Raw genomic sequence first — 21,651 nt, 5'->3', positions numbered from 1 at the left:
CATGTCGCAGAACCTCACTGTCGCCGTCGTCGGTGCGACCGGTCAGGTCGGTGCCGTCATGCGGCGCCTCCTCGTCGAGCGGGACTTCCCGGTCGGCACGATCCGCTACTTCGCGTCGGCCCGCTCGGCGGGCAAGGTGCTCGACTGGAAGGGCACGGACGTCGTCGTCGAGGACGTCGCGACCGCTGACCTTGCGGGCATCGACATCGCGCTGTTCTCCGCCGGGGGTGCGACGTCGAAGGCGCAGGCTGAGCGGTTCGCCGCCGCGGGCGCGATCGTCATCGACAACTCGTCCGCGTGGCGCCTCGACCCGGACGTGCCGCTCGTCGTGTCCGAGGTCAACCCGGACGCCGTCGTCGAGGCCCGTAAGGGCATCATCGCGAACCCCAACTGCACGACGATGGCCGCGATGCCCGTCCTCAAGCCGCTCTCGGACGCGGCCGGCGGCCTGCAGCGCCTCATCGTCTCGACGTATCAGGCGGTCTCGGGCTCGGGCCTCGCCGGGGCGACGGAGCTCGCCGACCAGGTGCGTGCCGCCGTCGCGGGCGACGTCGCGCTCGAGGAGCTTGTCACCGACGGCTCCGCTGTGACGCTGCCCGAGCCGAGCACGTACGTGCGGAACATCGCGTTCAACGTCGTCGCGATCGCGGGCAGCATCGTCGACGACGGCTCGCTCGAGACCGACGAGGAGCAGAAGCTCCGCAACGAGTCGCGCAAGATCCTCAGCCTCCCCGACCTCGCAGTCTCGGGCACGTGCGTGCGCGTCCCGGTGTTCTCGGGCCACTCGCTCGTCGTCAACGCCGAGTTCGGCGAGCCGATCTCGCCCGAGCAGGCCACGGCGCTGCTCGAGGCGGCACCCGGCGTCGAGGTGACGGACGTGCCGAACCCGCTGCAGGCGGCGGGCGCCGACCCGTCGTTCGTCGGCCGCATCCGCGTCGACCAGTCCGTGCCCGGTGGCAAGGGCCTCGCGCTGTTCATCAGCAACGACAACCTCCGCAAGGGTGCCGCTCTCAACGCGGTGCAGGTCGCGGAGGTCGTCGCGCCGCGCCTCGCCGAGGTGCGTGCCGCCTACCAGGGCTGACACCGGCAGATGACGCGCCCGGTCACCTCACGGTGACCGGGCCCGTCGTGCGTGACGTCGGCAAGCGCACTGCGCGGTGGCCCCGGCGCCCAGCGCGATGGTCCCGGTGTCGCACGGCCGCAGCGGCTCGTGACCAGAGGGACCGAGCGACGCCACCGGCCGCACGTAGAACACGGCGAGCACGGACTGCAGCGCCGCGATGATGACGACGGCGACGAACTCTCGCCACCCGACACTCAACCCGACGACGAGCGCGCCCGCGATGACGAGTCCGAGTGCGGTGGCGCCGAGAGAGACGATCAGACGTACGAGCAACCGAACCATGACTCTCGTAGGGGGAGTCGTACATCGGTCTGCGGATGTTCCGTGGTTGCGTCCTCACACCAGTGAGGGACCGGGGGATGCCCCCTCTTGGTCCGTTTTTCCGCGCAAGGATGTTCTCCTCCCACTACGCTCCCTCTCATGACACAGGGGAGCACCGCAGGACGGACGCCGCAGGACGAGCTCGAGAGGGCGCTCGCGGCTCTTGCGGAGCGGGCTCCGCTCGAGGACGCGCTCGGCGCGGCCCGCGCGGTGGTCGCGGAGAGGACGGCAGCGGTCACGGCGGCGCGGGCGCTGATCGTCACGGAGTCGGAGGACGTGCGCGCGCTCGAGGGGGCCACGTGGCGGAGGCTCATGGCAGCGGTCCGCGGGACGACCCACGAGGAGCTGAGCCGCGAGAGGGCGCAGGTGGTGCGCGCCGAGGCCGCATACGTGCTTGCGGTCGACCAGCACGAGGCAGCCGTCGCGCACGCCGACGAGCTGCGTGCGCGGCTCGCGCGGACGCGGGACGCGGAGGCACGGGTGCGGCGCGCGCGTGGCGAGCTCGAGCGTGCGCTCCTGGCGCACGGTGGGAGCGGCAGCGCCAGGCTCGAGGAGATCGCGACGCAGGTGGCGACGCTGCGCGCCGAGGGGACCGAGCTTGCCGAGGCGGTCTCGGCGGCGTCGACGGCGGCGATGCTCCTGGCACGGGCCGAGGCGTCGCTCGACGAGGCGATCGAGATCGTGGCCTCGCGCAGGGTGCTCGTGGTGTCCGGCGCACCGTGGGAAGCGCTGGCGATCGCCGCAGAGGACGTGCGGCGTGCGACGGCGGCAGTCGCGAGGCTCGACGCCGAGCTCGCTGACGTCAGGGTCGTGCGCATGGGGTCCGTCGGGCTGGACCGCCTGCCCATGTCGGCGGAGGCCTGGACCGATGCGTTCGTCTTCCGGGCCGGATCGGGGCGCGAGCTCGTGCGGACGAGGTCGCGCGTGCGCGACGCCTTCTCGACAGCGCGCCACTTTGAGCGTTCCCTCACGTCACGAGCGTCGGACGTCAAAGCGAGGATCCGCGCTCTCGACGAGGAGCGATCGACGATCCTCGCGCGCAGCTGACACGCCCAACCGCGTGCCGCGAGCATCGTCGTGCCCACTACGCTGCCTCCCATGACACAGGGGAACACCGCAGGTCGGACGCCGCAGGATGAGCTCGAGGACGCGCTGCGTGCGCTCGCGGAGAACGACGCGCTCGAGGTCGCGCTCCGGGAGGCGCGTGGCGCCGTCGCCGCGCAAGCCGCCGAGGTGACGGCGGCGGCCGCGCTGCTGCGCCGGGAGACCGACGACGTGCGCAGGCTCGAGGGCTTCTCATGGCGGCGCCTCGGCGCCGCCGTGCGTGGCACGACGTACGAGGACCTGCTGCGTGAGAAGGCGGAGCAGGCGCGGGCCGAGGCCGGCCACACGCTCGCGGTCGACCGGCACGCGGCCGCGGTCGCGCACGTCGAGAGCATCGAGGCGCGGCTCGTCGACAGCCGTGACGCGGCTTCGCGGGTCGCGCGGGCGCGCGCCGCACTCGAGGCGTGGGTCATCGCGCAGGGCGGTGAGGACGGCCGCCGGCTCGAGGACGTCGCGGGGCGCGCGGCGGCGCTGCGCGCGGAGGCGACGGAGATCGCTGAGGCGCAGTCCGCTGCGTCGACGGCGGCGGCGCTCCTCGCGCGGGCGTGCGAGTCCCTGAGGTCGGCGGGCGGCTGGGCGACCTACGACACGTTCTTCGGCGGCGGCTTCGTCGGCGACCTTATGAAGTACGAGGCGATCGACCGCGCGACCGAGGAGCTGCGGGCGGCGAACGACGCGCTCGTGCGGCTCGACGCTGAGCTGAGCGACGTCCGGCTCGCCGGGGTGGGCGGCGTGGGGATCGGTGAGATGACGCGCGTCGCTGACGTGTGGTTCGACTGGTTCCTCTCCGACCTCACGGTGCGGGACAAGATCGCCGACGCGCGGGCGCATGCCGAGCGCACGCTCGCCGCGGTGCGGCAGATCGAGACGAAGCTCGGGGCGCGCGCCGGAGCGGTCGCGGGACGGCTGCGGGTCCTCGACGAGGAGCGGGCGGAGATCCTCGCAGCGCGGTGAGCGGCGCTCGTGCGCCGTCGCAGTCATGCGACGAGGCGCTCGGAGAGGCATCGCAGGAGCGGCAGGACCGCCGTGGAGTCGTCGTCGAGCGGCATCGTAGGATCTGCGGCCTCGAGCACGTGCTCAGCGATCTCGCGGGCAGCGTGACCCGTGATCTCGCGGATGCTCGACGCGGGGCCGTCCATCGCGCAGAGCCGGGCGGCGATGCTGTCGTGACGGTGCAGCACGAGCAGCACCTCCAGGGGCACGCGGCGGGCGGTGCTGACGTCGAGCGTCACGACGAGCGTGAACGCGTCGAGCGCCGGCAGGGGCGGCAGCGAGAGGTCTGCGTCGGTCTGCTCGCCACGACCCGCAAGGTCGAGCCCGAGGCCTGCGAGGGACGCGTGCACGTCGGCGAGGTCGATCCCTGCGAGGTGAGCACCGATGACGAGCGTCTCGGTGTCACGGACGGGGTCAATGACGAGCCGGGCGGGCATGGCTGCGCGCATCTCGCCGAAGCGTTCGACCCAGGTGGGGACGGGCGTGCTGCGCGTCGCGAGCTCGTTCTGGGAACGGCGCCAGATCTCGCGGTCGCACGACATCGGGACGATGAGGTGCAGCGCGGCCGTCGAGCCTGGCGTGTCCGTCGCGAGGAGCGCCTCGATGACGGCGCGGATGTCGCCGAGGTGCCGCATGGTCTCGGCGGTGAGTCGCGCGGCAGGCTCGAGCGGGCTGAGCGTCCGAGAGACCTGACCGATGAGGTCGGTCGCGAGCGGTGAGGCGAGCGCGGTGTCGAAGGACGCGACGATCGCTTCGAGCCCGGGCTGACGTAAGCGGCCCGTGCGGTCGTGACGGGCGCCGGCGGGACGGTGGGTGCTGCACGTGCGTGCGCTCGAGGATGAGGTCATGCGGGGACGCTAGGTGCGTCTGCGAGACGTCGCGAGGGTGGCGGCGAAATCTGTGGACGACGGTCGCTCACGACGTTCCTGTGGGCATGCGCACCCGGGCCGCTCCGAGGTCGCGCCGTAGCATGAGAGAACATCGTCGAACGCCCCGAGGAACCACCATGGCGCACACGGCAGGTGGCAGGCTCGCGCCCGCGCTCGCCGGGTTCGACGCTGCCCGACGCCCGCGGTGCCGGTCACTTGCGCGGGCGTCGGTCGCGTCCGGGCGGTTCGGCGCGCACCTCGGTGGTGGCTGGCGGCAGACCGTGCGGAACGGCCTCATGCGGCTCACGCCAGCTGCCGCTGTGCTGCGAGGGGCGCAGGCCGCGATGGGGTGGGAGCCGCCTGGGGAGGCGGAACCTGTGGGTCTGTGAGTCGCCGACGGGGCCGGGGTTGACGGCTCAGAGCGAGTCGATGAGGTCGCGCACCAGCTGGGACGGTGTCGTGCCGCGGGCCTGAGCGGCCTCGTCGAGCTTGGCGCGGCGTGCTGCGTCGAGCCGGAGGGTGAAGGGCTTCGCGTGCGCGCCGACGCTCACGGGGCGGCCGGGGCGTGCTACGCCGAGGTGATCGCCCGTGTAGCCCGCGTCCGACTCCGCGACTGCAGCCCATCGCTCGATGTCGGCATCCGTGAACGCGGTGCCGGTGACGTCGGTGTGCTTGTCCATGTGCTCAGCTCCTCAGGCCGAACTACCGGACGGCGTGACCCGTGGTCTGGGAGACTCCGAACCGCTGCCGGCTCTTCTGAATCGCGTCGACGAGCTCAGGGATCGCGCGCGGCTCAGCGTCAAGGGCGTCTTCAATCTGCTTCATGCCCTCGGGTGTGAGGTACATGATCTGCTCGCGCAGCAGAACGTCGCGCGCGGAGTCGAGCGCGGCGCCGAGGACGAAGGACGTGACGTCTTGCTGCTGTGCGGCGGCGGCGGCACGGATCGTCTGCAGCGCGTCGGGGGAGATCCGGAGGTTGAGACGCTCGGATCGAGTGGATGTTGCCGTGTGGGCGTTCACGAGTACTCCTTCGCCCCCACGCGGTGCGGAGCGTGGAGGGTGATGCGTGAGGGGCATGTGTCGTGGCGTACTCACCTGGTGTGTACGCTGAACATGTCTTGAACGTACACACCAGGTGAGTACGCGTCAAGGGCGCGCTACTGCACGTTCGAGGAACCGAACGCCGCGCGAAGGTCAGTCACCGTCATGTAGAGGGTGCGTGGCTCATCGAGTGATCGCCGGAAGCCGTGGCGTAGATAGAAGCCAGCGGCTGTCTCATGCAGCGCGTGGACGACGATGATCTCGAAGCCGACAGTCTTCGAGGCATCAGCGAGTGACTCGAGCGTGGCAGTGAGAAGCAGGCCGCCCGCACCCTGCCCCTGATAGGGGCGGTGAATGGCGAGGCGTGCGATGAGAACGGCAGAGATCGGGTACCGCCCGCTGGCGCCGACAGCAGTCGCGCCTTTGGCAGGTTCCAGCTGAAACGCTGTTGTCGAGACGTAGCCCGCGACGCAGCACTCGTTAACGTCGAGGAGTAGCCGTGTGCGGGGCGAGCCTTTGCGTTCGTTCTGGCCTGCGTAGCGTGCCAGCCAGGCGTTCAGCTCGGGCTCGCCGCAGTCGAACGGTGAGGCCCTCACGATGTCGGCGTTGAAGGGGTCGATCCGCAGGATCGTCACGATGCGGTCACCGGGGCGATCTGAGATGCAACGGCGGTCGCGAGCGCGAGGTGCGCATCCACGGACTTGGTGCGGCGGGACCGGCCGAAGGTCTGGAGCGTGGCGCGCGCGATGGTGTCTTCGTCGGCGTCCGGCAGGTGCTCCCGATGGAAAGCGAGGGCGTTGGCGATCTCGACGGGGCTCACGTGCTCGAAAGGCCGGGGCACGTTGCTCGCGTTGGGACGGAACTCCGTCCAGGTCTCGGCGGTCTCGGCGTCAGGCCAGACGAAGTTGTGCTCGTCGACGCAGACGCCGGCCTGGCGTGCCTGGTGACTGATCTTCTTCGCGCGGGGCGGATGCATGCGCCTGAGGCCGAACGACGCGGCGACGAGGGCGGTGAGCCGGTCGAGGTGGATCGGCCACTCGGCGTCGACGATCTCTGAGGCGACGGCCCGGACCTTGTTTTTCGCGGGGACCTTGCGCAGGTTGTCGAGGACGTCGACCTCGCCCGCGGCGACGACGGCCCACGGTTCGAACGGCATGCGGGCCTCGCCCACGACAGTGGCGTCCGGTGTCGTGTCGCGGTCGAATGCGCCCGCGGGTGGCGTCACGACGTCGACGGAGCGTGCAGTGGTCGGTGCGGGCTCGACTTCTGCTGGTGGGAGTGGCGCGGGCGCGGCAGCGCCGACTCCCTGCTCCGCGACATAGACCTCGAAGGTTGCGTGGCGCAGCTCGCGTGCACGGTCTGCGCCCCCGTCACCGAAGTGCTCGAGCAACCGGACGCAGTAGTCCAGCGCGCGCCACGCGTCGAGCGCGCTGAAGTCGTCGCCGTGGGCACGAGCATTGCGCACGATCGTCAGCTCACGGCCGAGCGTGCTCACTGTCTGCTTGCTGTCGTCGAACGGGTACCCGAGCGCTCCGAGCCGGCGAGTGAGCATCTTCAGCTGTGCCTGCAGATCAGTCGCGCTGTAGACGCGTGGCGGGCGGCCAGCAATCTGGTCGAGCTGGTTGAGCACCGCCGTCCAGGGCAGCCCGGCGAGGTCGACCGGGAGTCTCTCGGCGATGATCGGCCCGAGACGGTCGGCAAGATGATCGAGCCCGGCCGATACCGCGATGCGCGCGTCGTATGTCATGTGATCCTCCGTTCGTCACCGACCGTATCGGGAGCCACGGACATTCATCCGCGATGAACCGCGACCCAGGCGACGAGGCGAACGTCCTCGAGCTCGACCTCCGGCAGCGGTTCGGGCCGGACCGGAACTCTGAGGCGAAGCTCGTCGGCGAGCTGAGCGAGCGCTGTGACCGTCGCGGTCGCGCTCGTCGCGTTCTCCCTGACGACGCGTCGTACTTCGCGTACGACGCGGTTCTCGACGTTCTGCTTGAGCCGCCGGTGCAGTGTGTCGGTCGCGTCACCGAGCACATCTCCGTGACGGAGGACGAGCTCGGCGGCGTCCCGCATCTGCTTGGGCACGACGGGCTCCTGAGGCGTGCTCGCCTGGCGGTTCCACTCGGTGAGCACGTCCCGCTGCACGACGTCCCAGGCTCGATAGACCGCGTCGAGAAGGTCGTCGGGCCGTGGATCCACAGGGTCTGCGCGGCGGTCCGAGGTGCCGGGGTCGGCCTTCTGCAGTGCGACGAGCGTCGAGCTGTCGAGTGCGACCTCGTCGCCGATGCGCGCGAGGTCGTAGCGGGGACCCGGCCAGGTCGCGTCGCCATGGTGGTCGACGAACGGGACCCAGCGGAGCTGCGGCCGCGCGTGGTCGGCGACCTTGACGCACATGACGACGCCCGGGGTTGCCGCGTCGTCGCGAAGCCAAGTCCCCGCACCCCATGGCAGTTCGGTAACCCGGCGGCGCATATCGGTGGACTTGAATGCGCGTTCGAGGCGCCTGCGGTATTCCTCCGAGCTGGCCGTGGCGCTTGCGTCGACGATGCCTGCGTCCTCGAGACGCCAGCGTTCGATCTCGGCGCGCGTCTCCGTGAGGTTTCTCTCCACGGCCTCGACCGAGGCGACGACGTGCCCGGTGCCGAACGTCGCGCCGGCGGTCTTGAGCTTGACCTGGATGCGCTTCTCGAGTCCAAGAAGCTCCTCGAGGTGGTCGTCCGGGAAGAAGGACCGGAGGTGGATCTTGGCGTGACGTGATCCGATGCGGTCGATTCGGCCGTGCCTCTGGACGAGGCGCATGGGGTTCCAGGGCAGGTCGTAGTTGATGATGTGGCCGGCCTGCTGAAGGTTGACTCCCTCCGCGAGGACGTCCGTGGCGATCGCGAGGTCGTACCTGTCGTCGCCCTCGGCGAGCTTCGTCCAGTCTCCGTTGTGCTTGGCGGTTGCTGGTGCGAAGCCTTCGATGGCGTCCTGGCGCTCGAGGCGGTCGCGCCCGGTCGCGCACACGATGCGGCCCCGGTAGTCGGCGAGCTCGTCGTCGGTCGCGACAAGCTCGGCGAGTGCCTCGCTGAGGTAGTCCGCAGTGTCGGCGAAGTAGGTGAACACGAGGACCTTGCGCTTGTCCCGCGTGTCCTGGTCACCGATGCCCGTCTCTCGGGCAACCCGTGCGATCTCGACGAGCTCCTCCCGGAGTGCGGCGATCTTCGGGTCGTTCTGCCACGAGAGGCCGTCGACGTCGTCGTGAAGCTGCTGGAGAAGAGCCTTGTCTGCGCAGACGCACTCGCGCAGGGCGTCCTCGTCGTAGAGACGGAGGTCGGTGAGCTCGAGACCCCCATCGTCGTCAATGCCGCTGAGCACCGCGTCGATGTCGTCGGAGTCGGATGCGGCCCACTCGCGCAGGGCATCACCGATGAGGACCCGTCCCTGGTCGAGGGCGTCGAGGAACGCGTCGTGCGCCCGGATCATCGTCGTCAGTGTCCGTGCAAACGCGACGTGCGAGGACTCGAAGCGTTTGAGCAGCGCCGACCTGAGGAGGCCCGCGTTCTGCACCTGGTACTGCGCGACGTCGCCGTCGGTGCGCAGGAAGCGCGACGGGACGTAGCGCGCCATGGTGAGCGACGAGTCGGTGGTATCGGTGAGGGCGTCGTCGGTGTCCTTGCCAAGGGCGGCGGCAACGCGGTCGAAGATCCCCGGGAGGACGTCGTCGAGCCTGTACGTCACGGTGGCGAGAACCGGTTGCGGGAAGGTCGCCTCCCCGGGGTACTGCGAGGTGATGAAACTGCGGGTGCGGCGGACGGTGATCGCGTCGATGAGGTCGAAGAGGGCAGCGCCCGTGAGCTCGTCGGGGTCGATCGCCATCGCGCGACGGATGTACTCGTCGATCGAGGGGATGCCGATGTCGGCGAACTCGGAGTCGGACGGACTGATGTACCCGACGAGGGTCCGCAGGTCCTGGAGTCCGTTGTTGACGGGCGTCGCGGTGAGAAGGACGACGTCCTTGGGGTTGGCGCCACCGAGCACCTTGCGCATGGTCCTGGAACGTTCTGCGTGTGCGTTGCGGAGGTTGTGGGCCTCGTCGACGACGATGAGCGCGAACTCGTCCGCGGCCGCGTCGCTGAGCGTGCCTTCCGCGTACCTCTTCGTCAGCTCCTCGTACGACAGGACGGTTGCCTTGAGGTTCTTCTCGTCGAGGAACGGGTGCCACGTCGAGTCCCGCAGGGTTGCCGGCGCGATGACGAGAACTTTCTGCCGGTGCTCGACAGACGCTCGACGGATAAGTTCCCCGGCGATGAACGTCTTGCCGAGGCCGACCTCGTCGGCGACGATGACGCCACGTCGCCGTTGGAGGATCCGGCGGGCGCGCGCGACACCGTCGATCTGGAACGGCCGGAGGCCCAGCTCGTTCGACGTATCGAGCTCTGCCTCGAGAGTGGCGCCGTAGAGCTCGTCAAGGATGCGGAGGAAGACGACCCACGGCTCGTGGGGAACACGCCGCGCGCGGTAGAGGGCGGCGAGGTCGAAGTCGGTGGCGTCGTCCCAGAGCTCGGCGAACCACGCGTGGATCTCCGCGATGGGCGTCGGGTTGTAGACACCGACATTGAGCTCTCGGTTCTGCATGAGGCCCGCATAGGTGAGATTGGACGAACCTGCGACGACGACGTCGTCAGCGACGATGTACGCCTTGCCGTGGAGGAAGCCCTTCTCGAGTCGTCGGACGTGGACGTCCTCACGTTCGAGCCACTCGATGAGCCGCTCTGCGGCTGCGTCGGGCTCGCGGCCGAAGCCCACCAGGTCACGCTCCTCGGCGAGGGCCGCGAGGTTGTCGTCGAGCGCCTGGGAGAGCTCAGGGTTGAGATCGTTCGAGGCGTGGTCTGTCAGGGGTGTGAGCCGAGTGCGCTGCTGGGTGTCCGTCGGCTCCGCGCCGATGAGGAGGCGCACGGGCCAGACGCTGTCGAGCGCCTCGGCGATGACGTGGAAGCCGCCCACGTTGAAGTAGGCCGTAGCGATATCGAGCTGCACCGGGCCTGCGCTCTTGCCGACGTAGTGACCCACGACGTTGGTGAGGTCGCGTGCGACGGAACGTCCTCCCGTGATGTCTGAGGCCGGATGGTTGGTCGAAAACTCTGGACGGGGCGCGGTCACCTGTCGCTCCACCGGTCGAAGTGGCGGAGAACAGACGCGAGGCGTGGCCCATAGTCCCAGCCGCGATGGAACGTCTCGAAGATGTGCACGACGTCGTCCCGCTCGAGGTCGTAGAGCAAGGAGACGAGGGCGTCGAGCTCTGCGACGAGGTCCTGCTTCATGACGTCGTCGGTGACAGAGCCGACAGGCACCCCCACCTCCGCGGCCCATTCCTCGAACCGCTCGTCGACGGCCGCGAGACGGCCCGAGATCTCGACGGCGCGGGCACGAAGCGGTGAGGAGAGTGGCGGGCGTGGGATCGGGAGGGCGTTGAGGATCTCGAACGAAAGCGTCAGCTCGACAAATCGGCGCGCGTACCAGTCGAGCGGAATCGAGGACAGCACGCCGAGGAAGTAGGCCTCGTCAGGTGCCGACTGTGAGTGCCGGAAGAGGAACGGCGCCTTGTGGGTCACCGAGGTGTGGGGAGGGATCAGTGCTGAGATGACCGTCCGCGAGTTCGTCTGGTTCGTTACGTCTCGGAATGCGATTCGCGCTCTTGCAAGAGGCAGCTCTTCCGGAGAAGCCGCCGGGATCCCGAAGAACGCCGACGATGACGTCCGCGACTGTCGGATCCGCTTCGTGAGCAAGTGACGTTCGAGCTCTGCGCGGTCGACGGTCGCGTACGGCTCGCCGAAGTCGGGGTCCCAGAGGTAGAACGACTTGCCTGCGAGCACTGGGAGCTCGTGCTGCGCTGGCGCTCTGCTGCTGAGGTTGAGCAGCCCCTTCTGCTGGGTTGCGTTGATGTCTCCCTGAACCGCGCGGAACGCGAGCGGGTGCCCTCCTGCCCCGTCGAACCGCGGCGACCTCCTCAACCGTGCGAACACCGAGGCGGAAGCCCCCGACGGCAAGAGAGGGAAGGTCGCTCCGCCTGACCAGGAGAGGAACTCACCGCCCTCGACGGTGATGTACGAGGCAGCACCCGCGTCGAGCTCCGCCCTCGAGTGGAAGGGCCCGTTGAAGCGGACGAGACTGGAGCCCCCGCGGCGGAACGTTGTCAACGCCGTCGTATAGCGCACGTCGACGTTGTCGAAGACCCACCATCGGTTGTTGTCCAGGAACGTGACTGCGTCGAAGGCCCCGTGCCCGATGACGTCGGTGCGCCATGCCGCGGTCCCACTTCCCGAGAACGCGCCGCGAGGGAACACGACACCCGCGCGGCCGCCCTCCCGCAGGAGACCCCAATCGCGCCAGCAGAACGCTTTGTAGAGATCGATGTGGCCGCTTCCGATGCCCGGGAATGGACCGACCCGAAGTGCGGCGCGCGCGAGTTCGCTGAGCATCAGATCTGTCTGGAAAGCGCTCTCCAGGTCAGGGCGGGTGCGACGAATCTCCGCGATGGCCGCGTCTCGCTTCGCGGTGGACCACGACCGTGATCCGGGAAGCCGCAGCCCCCACCACTGATGCGTCTCGACATGGACCTTCTCCCACGGGGGGTTGCCGAGGACGACGTCGAACCCTGGGCGATCCCGGTCGAAGACTTCGGGGAAAGCCACGGGGAAGTGCACCGGCTGCAAGTCCTCGACGAGACCCTGCACAGAAGGCCGCCCTGCTGCGGCCGCCAGGGCGTCCCAGCCGACAGCGGCGATGGTCCGGACATCAGGGAGCTGGTCCTCCGGAAACGTCTCGCGAAGTCGACTCGCGAAGGCGACGTCGTACACCGCTCGCACTGGGGCGAGGTCCGCTTGGGCCTGCGCCCGGATCTCCTCCGCGAGGACGGTCTCGGCGATCGTCGCCTCGGACAGCAGTGCGGCCCGTCGCAGGGTCGTGCTCGCGCGATGCTGCCCGTCGAGGAGTTCATCATGGAAGAGGCTCTGAGCGACGCCACCCGTGACGTTTGTCGCGCCGGGCTCGAGGATCTCGAGGAGCTCGTCCGTGGAGGCAATGCCCGTGAGCGAGTTCCCGTGGATGAGGTGCTGGTCGAGGCTCGACATCGGCAGACCCGGCACGAACGTGTGGATCCACAGTGCGAGGCGCGCGAGCTCCACGGCGACGAGGTTGATGTCGACGCCGTACAAACATCGCTTGGCGAGCTGGCGGCGCAGCAACGCCTCCTGGCTCAACGCGACGTCGTCCGCGGTACGCCCGACACGTTCGAGCGCACGGAGCGCCTCGCCGCGCAGGGAGTCGAGCTCAGTCGTGACCGCGTCGATCGGATGGTCCGCGAGGAAGACGCTCATCCTCCGAGCGAGCACGTCGAGCGCACCGACGAGGAAGTGGCCCGATCCCATCGCGATGTCGGCGACACGGAAATCGAAAAACAGAGCCGCCGCGTCGGCGGTCCGCCCTGCATCGAGCAACTTGGCAACTGAGTCGAGGTGGTCTTCGAGTGTCGGCTCGAGCGACGTGCTCAGGAGGTGCTCGACCGCGAACTCCTTGGTGAAGTACGAGCCCGTCGCCTTGCGTGCTCCAGACGCGTTGTGGAAATAGACGTCGCCAGCCCGCGCCGTAACCTCATCATTGCCGCTGGCAGGGACGTAGTTCTGCTCGGCATCGAGCGTGAGGTCGACGGGCGCCGTCGACAGCGACGACTCGAGCAGCCCCTCGTAGATCGTGCCAAACTCGCGGACGCTCAACGCCCCGAAGTCGACCGGCCCTGGCTCGTCGTCAATGTCCTTGTCGACGAGCAAAGCCAGGAGTGCAGGGCCGATCTCCGCATTGGTGAGAGTCAGCCCCGCGAGTGTCGGACGATCCTCGAGCGCGTCATCGAAGATGCTGCCGCCGTAAGCGGGGATGCCCCACTCTGTGCTGCCGTCGTGCACGGCTGACCAGATGGCACGGAGATCGTCCCAGAGGTCGGTGGCGGTCGGTGAGAATGCTGGGATCGAGCGTGCCCATTCGGTCGCACGGTTCTTGAGCGCCACCCTGTCGTAGCCCGCCGCGTTCGGGCCGACGAGCGGTAGCAGGTCTCTGTCCTCGGCGTAGGCGACGAACAATGTCCGGAAGAGGATGACGAGCGTGCGGTGGTACGCGTCGGCGAGCCCGCGTTCGTCGAGAGCCTCTTCTGGAGGTGTCATGCGTCGCGCGACGGCCTCCGCGAGGTGCGGGACGACATCGACGTAGATCCTCTCGCGCAGTCGCGTGCCGAGCTCGGTTGCTCGGATCCGCGACTCCTCGACGATCTGGAAGGCCGTCCCACCGTCTCGCAGCGCCTCGGGGGAGAGCAGCAGTCCGACGTACCCCAGCTCGTCGTCGCCGAGATGAGCGAGGTTGATCTCGGTGTAGCTCGTCACACCCGTGCGGCGCACTCCCAGGTCGTGAGGTACCGGGTAGAGCCGGATTCGCTTCCCCTGGACCGCCTGCACCCACGCGACCTTCTGCTTCGCGGCCAGAGCAAGGGCGTGCTCGACCGGAGAAGTGCCGAGACCGAATCGCAGTGATGGCCGGTCGAACACCTCATCGCCCTCGAGCAGTACCGCGACCGCGTGCGCCTCGTCGTCAGTGCGCAGTACGTACGCGTCGCCGTGCATCCCCACGGACCACCCGAGGTGCGTGAGGGCGTCAGTCCCGGAGCGCTCACGGATGCCGCGCGATAGTTCGGACGCTGCCGCCCACACGTCGGGATGCCGCTTGCTGAAGCTAGTGAGCGCGTGCGTCGCGAAGAGCCCCTTGTTCGTCAGGCCCTCAGCAGCCGCTGGATCGCTGGCGAAGAGAGGCGCGAGAGCAGACCGCAACGCCGTCGGGCTCGACGTCGTCATCGCTTCCGTGCAGCACGCGGTGACCCGCGACAGCGGTACCCCACCGCCGTGTGACGCGTTCGAGACCCCAACGACGAGGGCGGTATCGCCATGAGTGACGACCAGCAGGACATCGAGTGCCCGCCCCCCATGGCGGGCCTTCCACACGCGCGTCGCATCAGCGACCCGCGGGGCAGCCGACGCGCGGGCGACGACAACCTCGAACGGAGCCGTGGCCGACCCCGACGCGTATCTCTCGCCGGCGACCCATCCCTCGGGCAGCCACTCCGGCTCCCAGGAACGCGACTTGATCGTCGGAAGCAGCGGTGCACCGTTCATGGCAGGTCCCCTGGTCAGCGAACCGCCCCGAGCGGCCCGCACCGATGCCATGTACACATGGCCTGCGAGGGCTGCAGGAAGCGCACATGGCTCCGCCCCGGCAGGGCCATGCACACAAGGCCATGTCTACATGGCAGACACTAGCGCAGTGGTCACGGACGGTTGAGTACGTGACCCGCGAATCCCCGATCGAGACCCAGCTAGCGCTGGCTCTCGCGAGGCGCCTGCGGGATCAGCGCGAGGCCGTCGGGCTCACGCAGGAGAAGGCCGCGGAGCGTGCGGGTCTGAGCCGCAACCATTACCAGCTGCTCGAGTCGGGCCTCTCGGACCGTGCGAAGAAGGCGCCGGCGAACCCGCGCCTGTCGACGTTGCTCGACCTTGCGCACGCCCTCGACTGCAAGGTCTCGGACCTCGTCGACGGACTACGCGTCTGAGCCGACCCGCAACCCGTCAGTCCCCGTACTCGTCCCACATGTCGATGAGCACCGTGCGCTGCCGCGAGGTGAGCAGCGCGGGATCGCCGAGCCCCCAGTTGGAGGCGTCGCGGGAGATGCCGAGTCCGCGCAGCATCGGTTCCATGCGCTGAGTCACGGAGCCGGTGAGGCCGAACTCCGCGACGATCTGGGACTGGCGCATCACCCGGTTCCAGCCGATGACGCCGTGGGCTTGAAGGACGAGGGTGAGCAGTGCGGCGGCTCCGCGCGCGTCGTCGCTCTTGCGGCGCAGGAAGTCCGGGTTCCCGACGGCGATGGCTGCGGCCGTGCGGCGCAGTGCTGTCCGCAGCTCGACGTCGTCGGGGGCGATGCGGGCGAGCACGGTCTCCGCGAGACCGAGCCACGTCGTCAGCCGCGGGAGTACATCGGCGGGGACGCCGCTCGGGTCGAAGGGCTCGTCGGGCAGGGGCTCGGTGGTGAGCCCGCGGATCCGATAGCGGCCGCCCGCGGCCGCGGCGAGGAGGTGCGCCGTGCTGCGGTTCCCGGGGTCGTCGGAGACGACTCCGAAGCCCACGGGCAGCAGCGCCATGAGCTCGCCGGGATCGAGCGCCGCCAGCTCGTCGACCGACCGCAGCCCCGTCGCGTCAAGGATCGCCTGCATCGACATGCTCGGGTGCGCGGACGCCTCGTCGAGAGCATGGCGGAACTCCCCCGCGAGCTCCGGCATCACCGCACGCAGATCGCGTGCGGCCTCGGCGCTCGGGCCCCGCACCCGGATCGATCGTTCGACCCAGGCCGCCATGACGTCGGTCAGCCCCAGCAACTCGTGCGACGGCGCGATGACCTTGCGCGGCACGTGGTCGAGGAGCAGGATCGCCAACTTGCGGGGGCTCCACCGCTCGGGGTCGTCGCCGAACACGTCGAGCGAGACATCGAGCGCGAGCCGCGCAAGCGAGGCCGTCGCCTCCGGGTCGCGCGCGAGCACGGGTGCGAGCTCGGGGGAGTCGAGCAGGTCAACGAGGAAGGCGTTGCGCCGGGCGTCGTCCCAGTCGTCGTACGACGGCACCGCGCCACCGTCGGGCAGCAGCGAGACCGCCCACCGCGCGACGGGCCGCGTGCGCGGCCACGTGGGATCCGGGTCGTCGGGGTCGACGTCGTCGAGCGTGACGTCGTCGCTCATCTTGAAGCCCAGCGTGAGCGCCGCGCGAGCTGCCGCGCCGTCGACGACGGCGACGTCCATGCCCGGCGTGAGAGTGTCGACGACCATCGTCATCGCCTCACGCACCGTGCGGTCCAGGGGGAACGCGTCCGCGACCTCGCCGAGCGCGTTGGTGTCCGTGCGGAGCATGAGCGCGATCTGCTCGCCGCCGACGAGCCTCACCCCGACGATCCACGACGTCGAGTCCCCCAGCTCCTCGGTGATCCTCACGACGTCCGGCACACACTGAGCCTCGTCGAGGTGCGCGAGCCACAACGGCATCGGGTGGCGTCGCGTCGCGAGCCCGTGCGTGGCGACCGCGCGGACATCGTCGTCGTCGGAGAGCGCCCGCAGGACGTGGAGGGCAGCCGTCGTCTCCGTGCACGGCACCTCGACGAACGACTCGACGAGCCCGAGGAGCGTTGGCCGGTGCGGTGCCGGCGCGTGGACGGGATGGCCGTGGCTCGGGTCCGTGCACGCGCCGTCCCGGTCGGCAAGCGTCTTGATCGTCACCGACGCCCAGTCGAGCAGGGCGTGCGCCGCTCGGCGCCAGAGGCGCCTACCGATACCCCGGCGCCGCAGCGATCCCGAGGTGCCCCTCGAGGCTCCTCGAGCCTGCGAGGCGCATGTCCCGAGCGAGCGCGACGCCGACGTACCGCAGGTGCCACGGCTCGGGGGAGTAGCCCGTGACCTTCTCCTGCCCGGCGCGGTATCTCACGATGAACCCGTAGCGGTGCGCGTTGCGCGCGACCCACCGGGCCTGTGGCGTCCGCCCGAACGTCCCGAAGGAGTGGCCGCGCGTGAGGACGTCGACGGCGAGCCCCGTCTGGTGCTCGGAGTGTCCGGCGCGCGCGGAGATCCGGTCGGCGCGGGCCTTGCCGTAGGTGCGGACCCAGCGCGCGTAGACGCTCTTCTGTGTCGCGTAGGAGCGGTGGCCGCTGCGGACGTTGAGGGGTACGCCGTCGGCCGCGGCAGCACGCATGAGCTTCTCGAGGGCGGTCGCGGCCTGGGGTCGCAGCCGCTGGTTCGAACCCTTGACGGTCCGGAGCTTCGGCGGTGCGTACGTCCGCGGGGAGAGAGGCCGACGCTTGTTGACGACGACGAGCACGGACGACGTCTCACGGCTCTCGGCGACCTCGACGCGCGAGCCCTTGCGCCACGTGAGCGTGCCGCCCTCGAAGCGCTGGCTGCACCGGGTGCGGGCCTTGGTGCAGGCGCGGGGGGCGAGCGGCTCGCCAAGGAACCCGTCGGCGCCGCGCACGCGCAGCCAGAAGGTGCGAAACCCGCCGGTGACCGGTGGCCGGGCCGCGTCGGCCGCGGGGGCCGCGTCGGTCGCGGCGACGACGTGCGCCTGTGGCGTGGGGGCGGCGGCGGCCGCCCCCGTGCCGACACCGAACGTGAGCGTGAGCACGACGACGATCCCTGTCCATCGCTGCGAGTGCATGCACCAATGATCCCGCCGAACGACGTCCCAGCGATACTGCCAGCCCGGGCGGTTTTCGAAGAATCTGCGCAGATGGCTGCTCCCAGCAACCATCGGAGCGGATTCTCCGCCGGGGGCGGGTTCAGTCACCGACGGCCACGAGCCCCACCCGGTACGCGAGCACCACCGCTTGCACACGGTCGCGGAGCGCGAGCTTCGCGAGGATGCGCGAGACGTACGTCTTGACGGTCTCGGATGTGATGACGAGCGCCGCGGCGATCTCGGCGTTGGAGAGGCCGCGGGCGATGTGGACGAGCACCTCGAGCTCGGGCCGCGAGGGGGCGCACGACGTCGCCGCGCGCCTTCGCCGAGGCTTCGGCCGGGCGCACACGTTCGGCGTACCGGCCGATGAGCGTCCGGGTGACACCCGGCGCGAGGAGCGACTCGCCGCGCGCGACCGTGCGGATGCCGTCGACGACCTCGTACGCGGCTTCGAGGCGCACGCCGAGGTCGACGCCATGGTGCGCGCGGCGCTGGCGCACCACATGCAGGCGCAGACGGTGCTCCGACGCATCGCGCGGACCGACGAACTCTACGGCCGGCTCGTCGACGAGCTCGAAGCCCGCCGCCTCCCCGAACGCATGCTCGACGTCCTCTACTCCGCGGCACTGAAGTTCCGGGTCCGGAGGTCGACCTACATCGCACAGGGGGACGTCGACGAGAGGACCGCGACGCGCGACCTGCGTGCACTAGTCGATGCCGGCCTTCTGGAAGCCGTCGGCGAGACCCGCGGACGTCACTACGTTCGTGGCACGCGGCTCGACGAGATCGTCGGATCGCTGGCCCCTGCTGAGCGCATGCGTGACCCCTACCCGTGGATGCGGTCGCGGCTCGCGCAGCCGGTCGACTGGTGCTGACTCACCCCTCCGGCGTCGCCACGGAGCACCCGACGGAATGACGGGTTCCCCCGTTCAATGGGGCACCCGTCATTCCGTCGGGAAGCGCGGGGGGCGGGAGGGGCCGTCTAGATGAGCGCCCGCCGGTCGATCTGCTCGGCCGCCGCGGACGCGTCGGCCACGCCCACCCACGTGACCGCGTGCCCCGCCGCGAGCGACGCCCGCACGTCGAGCACCCGCTGGTTGCGCGAGCCGCGGAACGCGAGCCGCAGGTCGCGCTGCGCAAGGTCGAAGCGGCCGTCGACGAGCACGTCGACCTCGGTGAGGAGCTCGGCTTTGTCGTCGTGCCCCGCAACTGCCCAGGCGAGGAGCTCCTCGAACGTGTAGCCGCTCCACGCCCACACGTCCTTGGCCCGCCCGTGCTCAGCGCGCAGCCGGCGCACGACCCGCAGGCACACGGCGGTGTTGAGGAACGGCTCCCCGCCGAGCAGGGTGAGGCCCTGGACGGCCGGGTGCGCGAGGTCCGCGGCGATGCGCTCGGCGAGGGCGTCGTCGAACACCTGCCCGTACCGGAACGACCACGCCGCCTCGTTGAAGCAGCCCTCGCACGCGAACGGACAGCCGCTCACGTACAGCGAGCAGCGCACGCCCTCGCCGTCGACCATGACGAACGGCTTGTAGTCGGCGACGCGGTCCTGGCTGAGACGGTCGGACCGCCAGTCGGGCAGGGGGTCACGCGACACGAGGCTCAGCCCGCAGCGGGCGCGGAGCCGTCGGGCAGCGAACCCGTCGAGCCCGCCATGTGCTTGACGCGCGACGAGATCTCCACATGCCTCCCCTTGACCATGGGCCGCTGCTGAGGGTTGCCGAGGTAGCCGCACGTGCGCTTGACGACGTCGCACGTCCGCGGGTCGTCGTTACCGCACGCGGGGCACGCGAAGCCGCGGGCCGTCGGCGTGAAGTCGCCCTTGTAGTCGCACTCGAGGCAGTGGTCGATCGGCGTGTTCGTGCCGAGGTAGCCGACGCGGTCGTACGCGTAGTCCCACACAGCCTCGAGAGCCTTGGGGTTCTGCTGGAGGACCGGGTACTCGCAATAGTGGATGAACCCGCCCGACGTCAGCGGCGCGTACTCCATCTCGAAGTCGAGCTTCTCGAACGGCGTCGGTGCCTTGCGGACGTCGTAGTGGAAGGAGTTCGTGTAGTAGCCCTTGTCGGTGATGTTCTCGACGTCGCCGAACTTCTTCGCGTCGAGCCGCGCGAAACGGTCCGTGAGGGACTCGCTCGGCGTCGCGTAGACCGAGAACTGGTAGTGGTGCTCCGCCGTCCACGCCTTCGCGTGGTCGGCAAGCGTCCGCAGGACGCGCAGCGTGAACTCCTTCGCCTCCGGGTTCGACTCCCAGTCGCCGCCGAAGAACGCGGCGGCCGCCTCGTAGAGGCCGATGTACCCGAGCGACACCGTCGCGCGACCGTCGCGGAAGAGCTGATCGACGTCGTCGGACGGCGCAAGACGCTGACCGAACGCCCCGTGACGGTAGAGGATCGGCGCGTTCGCCGGCACCGCCTCCTTGCAGCGCTCAACGCGGAAGAGCAGCGCGTCGTGCACCGTGTCGAGCCGCTCGTCGAGCAGCGCCCAGAACGCGTCGAGGTCACCGCGGGTCTCGAGCGCGATGCGCGGCACGTTGAGCGTCACGACGCCGAGGTTCATGCGGCCCTCGACGACGTCGTTGCCCTCGGCGTCCGTCCAGCCCTGGAGGAACGAGCGGCAGCCCATCGGCGCCTTGAACGAGCCGGTGAGCTCGACGATCTTGTCGTAGCTGAGGATGTCCGGGTACATGCGCTTCGTCGAGCACTCGACGGCGAGCTGCTTGAGGTCGTAGTTCGGGTCGGCAGGCTCGAGGTTCGTGCCGCGGCGCAGAGTGAAGATGAGCTTCGGGAAGATCGCCGTGCGGCGCTCGCGGCCGAGGCCGAGGATCCGCACCTCGAGGATCGCCCGCTGGATCTCGCGCGAGAACCAGCTCGTGCCGAGGCCGAAGCCGACCGACGTGAACGGCGTCTGCCCGTTGGACGTGAAGAGCGTGTTGATCTCGTACTCGAGCGACTGCATCGAGTCGTAGATGTCCTTGCGCGTCTTCGCGTGCGCGTAGTCGTCGCGCTTCGCCGGGTCGTCGATCCACTGCTCGGCCTCGGCGAGATGCTTCGCGTAGTTGAGCTCCGCGTAGGGAGCGAGCAGCTCGTCGATGCGGTTGACGGAACAGCCGCCGTACTGGCTCGAGGAGACGTTCGCGATGATCTGCGTGATCTGCGCGGTCGCCGTCTGGATCGAGCGGGGCGGGGAGACCTGCGCGTTGCCGATGCGGAAGCCCTCGGAGAGCATCGCGTTGAAGTCGATGAGGCAGCAGTTCGTCATCGGCGCGTACGGGTGGTAGTCGAGGTCGTGGTAGTGGATGTCGCCCTTGGCGTGCGCGTTCGCGACGTGCGGGGGAAGCATGCGCAGGCCGATGGCCTTGCCGACCGCGCCGGCCGTGAGGTCCCGCTGGGTGTTGAAGACGTCGGCGTCCTTATTGGCGTTCTCGTGGACGACGGTCGAGTCCCTGCCGACGAGCTGGTCGATCGAGTGGTTGACGTCGAGCGCCTGGGAGCGCGCGAGATCGCGCTGCACGCGGTAGTCGATATACGCCTTGGCGACGTCGTACTCGTGGGAGGACAGGAGGGTGTGCTCGACGACGTTCTGGATCTCGTAGATCTGCACGACGCCCGTGTAGCGTGCGTGGAGCTCGGCGAGGGCTCGCTCGACGAGGTCGGTGATGGTGAGCTGGTGGAGCGCGGTGATATCGCCGTGCACCTCGACGAACGCCTTGGTGATGGCGGCGGTGATGCGGCTCGTGTCGAAGGGGAGCGCGCGGCCGTCCCGCTTGCGGACGGTGAGGGTGTCCTCCTGGCGTGCGTCCTGCTCGGTTCCGTCCAGCATGATCGTCACGTTGATCCCCGCCCTGTCTCCGTCGGCTAAGCACTACATCTAGTGGTGGTGCGCGGTTGCAAGACTAGATCTAGTGGT

The 21,651-nt window shown here is 69.5% G+C and carries 19 protein-coding genes; 6 read left to right on the top strand and 13 right to left on the bottom strand.

Going from position 1 to position 21,651, the window contains the following annotated elements; genetic code table 11:
* Position 1: 1 nt before the first annotated feature.
* Positions 2-1,081 (top strand): aspartate-semialdehyde dehydrogenase, encoded by a 1,080-nt coding sequence (locus C1729_RS08600; RefSeq protein ID WP_102509578.1) that lies wholly within the window; start codon positions 2-4, stop codon positions 1,079-1,081.
* Positions 1,082-1,108: 27 nt separating this feature from the next.
* Here the strand turns inward: C1729_RS08600 and C1729_RS08595 are convergent, their stop codons facing one another.
* Positions 1,109-1,396 carry a hypothetical protein gene (locus C1729_RS08595; protein ID WP_129590707.1) on the bottom strand — a complete coding sequence of 96 codons (288 nt, stop codon included), beginning with the start codon at positions 1,394-1,396 and terminating at the stop codon, positions 1,109-1,111.
* Between the two features lie 147 nt (positions 1,397-1,543).
* Here C1729_RS08595 and C1729_RS08590 point away from each other — a divergent pair, with 147 nt between their 5' ends.
* Both C1729_RS08590 and C1729_RS08585 read left to right on the top strand, forming a co-directional pair.
* Positions 1,544-2,491, top strand: coding sequence for a hypothetical protein (locus tag C1729_RS08590; protein WP_102509576.1), 948 nt, complete (start codon positions 1,544-1,546; stop codon positions 2,489-2,491).
* A gap of 51 nt (positions 2,492-2,542) precedes the next feature.
* Positions 2,543-3,502 carry a hypothetical protein gene (locus tag C1729_RS08585; protein ID WP_102509575.1) on the top strand — a complete coding sequence of 320 codons (960 nt, stop codon included), beginning with the start codon at positions 2,543-2,545 and terminating at the stop codon, positions 3,500-3,502.
* Between the two features lie 23 nt (positions 3,503-3,525).
* Here the strand turns inward: C1729_RS08585 and C1729_RS08580 are convergent, their stop codons facing one another.
* Positions 3,526-4,389 carry a hypothetical protein gene (locus C1729_RS08580; protein WP_102509574.1) on the bottom strand — a complete coding sequence of 288 codons (864 nt, stop codon included), beginning with the start codon at positions 4,387-4,389 and terminating at the stop codon, positions 3,526-3,528.
* Between the two features lie 158 nt (positions 4,390-4,547).
* Here C1729_RS08580 and C1729_RS14765 point away from each other — a divergent pair, with 158 nt between their 5' ends.
* Positions 4,548-4,799 carry a hypothetical protein gene (locus tag C1729_RS14765; RefSeq protein WP_207204584.1) on the top strand — a complete coding sequence of 84 codons (252 nt, stop codon included), beginning with the start codon at positions 4,548-4,550 and terminating at the stop codon, positions 4,797-4,799.
* 27 nt (positions 4,800-4,826) lie between these two features.
* Here the strand turns inward: C1729_RS14765 and C1729_RS08570 are convergent, their stop codons facing one another.
* From C1729_RS08570 to C1729_RS14760, 6 genes are all read right to left on the bottom strand, one after another.
* Positions 4,827-5,090: a ribbon-helix-helix domain-containing protein gene (locus tag C1729_RS08570; RefSeq protein WP_102509573.1), complete on the bottom strand. Its 264-nt coding sequence runs from the start codon at positions 5,088-5,090 to the stop codon at positions 4,827-4,829.
* Between the two features lie 22 nt (positions 5,091-5,112).
* The gene (locus tag C1729_RS08565; protein ID WP_165375462.1) at positions 5,113-5,430 is read right to left on the bottom strand and encodes a type II toxin-antitoxin system TacA family antitoxin; all 318 of its coding nucleotides are present in this window, start codon (positions 5,428-5,430) and stop codon (positions 5,113-5,115) included.
* 137 nt (positions 5,431-5,567) lie between these two features.
* Positions 5,568-6,086 (bottom strand): GNAT family N-acetyltransferase, encoded by a 519-nt coding sequence (locus tag C1729_RS08560; RefSeq protein ID WP_165375461.1) that lies wholly within the window; start codon positions 6,084-6,086, stop codon positions 5,568-5,570.
* On the bottom strand, positions 6,083-7,198 hold the full coding sequence (locus C1729_RS08555; RefSeq protein WP_102509570.1) for a DUF3320 domain-containing protein: 1,116 nt from the start codon (positions 7,196-7,198) through the stop codon (positions 6,083-6,085). Before C1729_RS08555 ends, C1729_RS08560 begins: the two co-directional genes overlap by 4 nt.
* 44 nt (positions 7,199-7,242) lie before the next feature.
* Positions 7,243-10,593, bottom strand: coding sequence for an SNF2-related protein (locus C1729_RS08550; protein WP_207204583.1), 3,351 nt, complete (start codon positions 10,591-10,593; stop codon positions 7,243-7,245).
* Entirely contained in the window at positions 10,590-14,645 is a 4,056-nt protein-coding gene (locus tag C1729_RS14760; protein WP_207204582.1) for an Eco57I restriction-modification methylase domain-containing protein, read from the bottom strand. Before C1729_RS14760 ends, C1729_RS08550 begins: the two co-directional genes overlap by 4 nt.
* A gap of 170 nt (positions 14,646-14,815) precedes the next feature.
* Between C1729_RS14760 and C1729_RS08530 the strand changes: the two genes are divergently transcribed.
* Positions 14,816-15,079, top strand: a complete 264-nt coding sequence (locus C1729_RS08530) for a helix-turn-helix domain-containing protein (protein ID WP_207204581.1) — start codon at positions 14,816-14,818, stop codon at positions 15,077-15,079.
* Positions 15,080-15,095: 16 nt separating this feature from the next.
* Here C1729_RS08530 and C1729_RS08525 read toward each other — a convergent pair whose 3' ends face one another.
* From C1729_RS08525 to C1729_RS14995, 3 genes are all read right to left on the bottom strand, one after another.
* Positions 15,096-16,790, bottom strand: a complete 1,695-nt coding sequence (locus C1729_RS08525; protein ID WP_102509565.1) for a hypothetical protein — start codon at positions 16,788-16,790, stop codon at positions 15,096-15,098.
* A gap of 46 nt (positions 16,791-16,836) precedes the next feature.
* Positions 16,837-17,721, bottom strand: coding sequence for a M15 family metallopeptidase (locus tag C1729_RS08520; RefSeq protein WP_102509564.1), 885 nt, complete (start codon positions 17,719-17,721; stop codon positions 16,837-16,839).
* Positions 17,722-17,842: 121 nt separating this feature from the next.
* A complete protein-coding gene (locus tag C1729_RS14995; protein WP_340637945.1) occupies positions 17,843-18,019 on the bottom strand; it encodes a response regulator transcription factor in 177 nt (58 codons plus the stop codon).
* Between C1729_RS14995 and C1729_RS14990 the strand changes: the two genes are divergently transcribed.
* The gene (locus tag C1729_RS14990) at positions 18,006-18,617 is read left to right on the top strand and encodes a Fic family protein (RefSeq protein ID WP_242493905.1); all 612 of its coding nucleotides are present in this window, start codon (positions 18,006-18,008) and stop codon (positions 18,615-18,617) included. The genes C1729_RS14995 and C1729_RS14990 overlap by 14 nt on opposite strands.
* Before the next feature lie 107 nt (positions 18,618-18,724).
* On the opposite strand, the gene nrdG is transcribed toward C1729_RS14990, so the two are convergent.
* Positions 18,725-19,339: an anaerobic ribonucleoside-triphosphate reductase activating protein gene (nrdG, locus tag C1729_RS08510; protein ID WP_102509563.1), complete on the bottom strand. Its 615-nt coding sequence runs from the start codon at positions 19,337-19,339 to the stop codon at positions 18,725-18,727.
* Positions 19,340-19,344: 5 nt separating this feature from the next.
* Complete coding sequence (gene nrdD, locus C1729_RS08505; RefSeq protein WP_102510599.1) at positions 19,345-21,564, bottom strand: anaerobic ribonucleoside-triphosphate reductase; 2,220 nt, start codon at positions 21,562-21,564, stop codon at positions 19,345-19,347.
* Positions 21,565-21,651: the final 87 nt, after the last annotated feature.

Source organism: Sanguibacter massiliensis, from assembly GCF_900240335.1.
Lineage (GTDB): Bacteria > Actinomycetota > Actinomycetes > Actinomycetales > Cellulomonadaceae > Flavimobilis > Flavimobilis massiliensis.
Note: the sequence above shows the minus strand (reverse complement) of the source record. Positions and strands in the feature narration are given on the sequence as shown.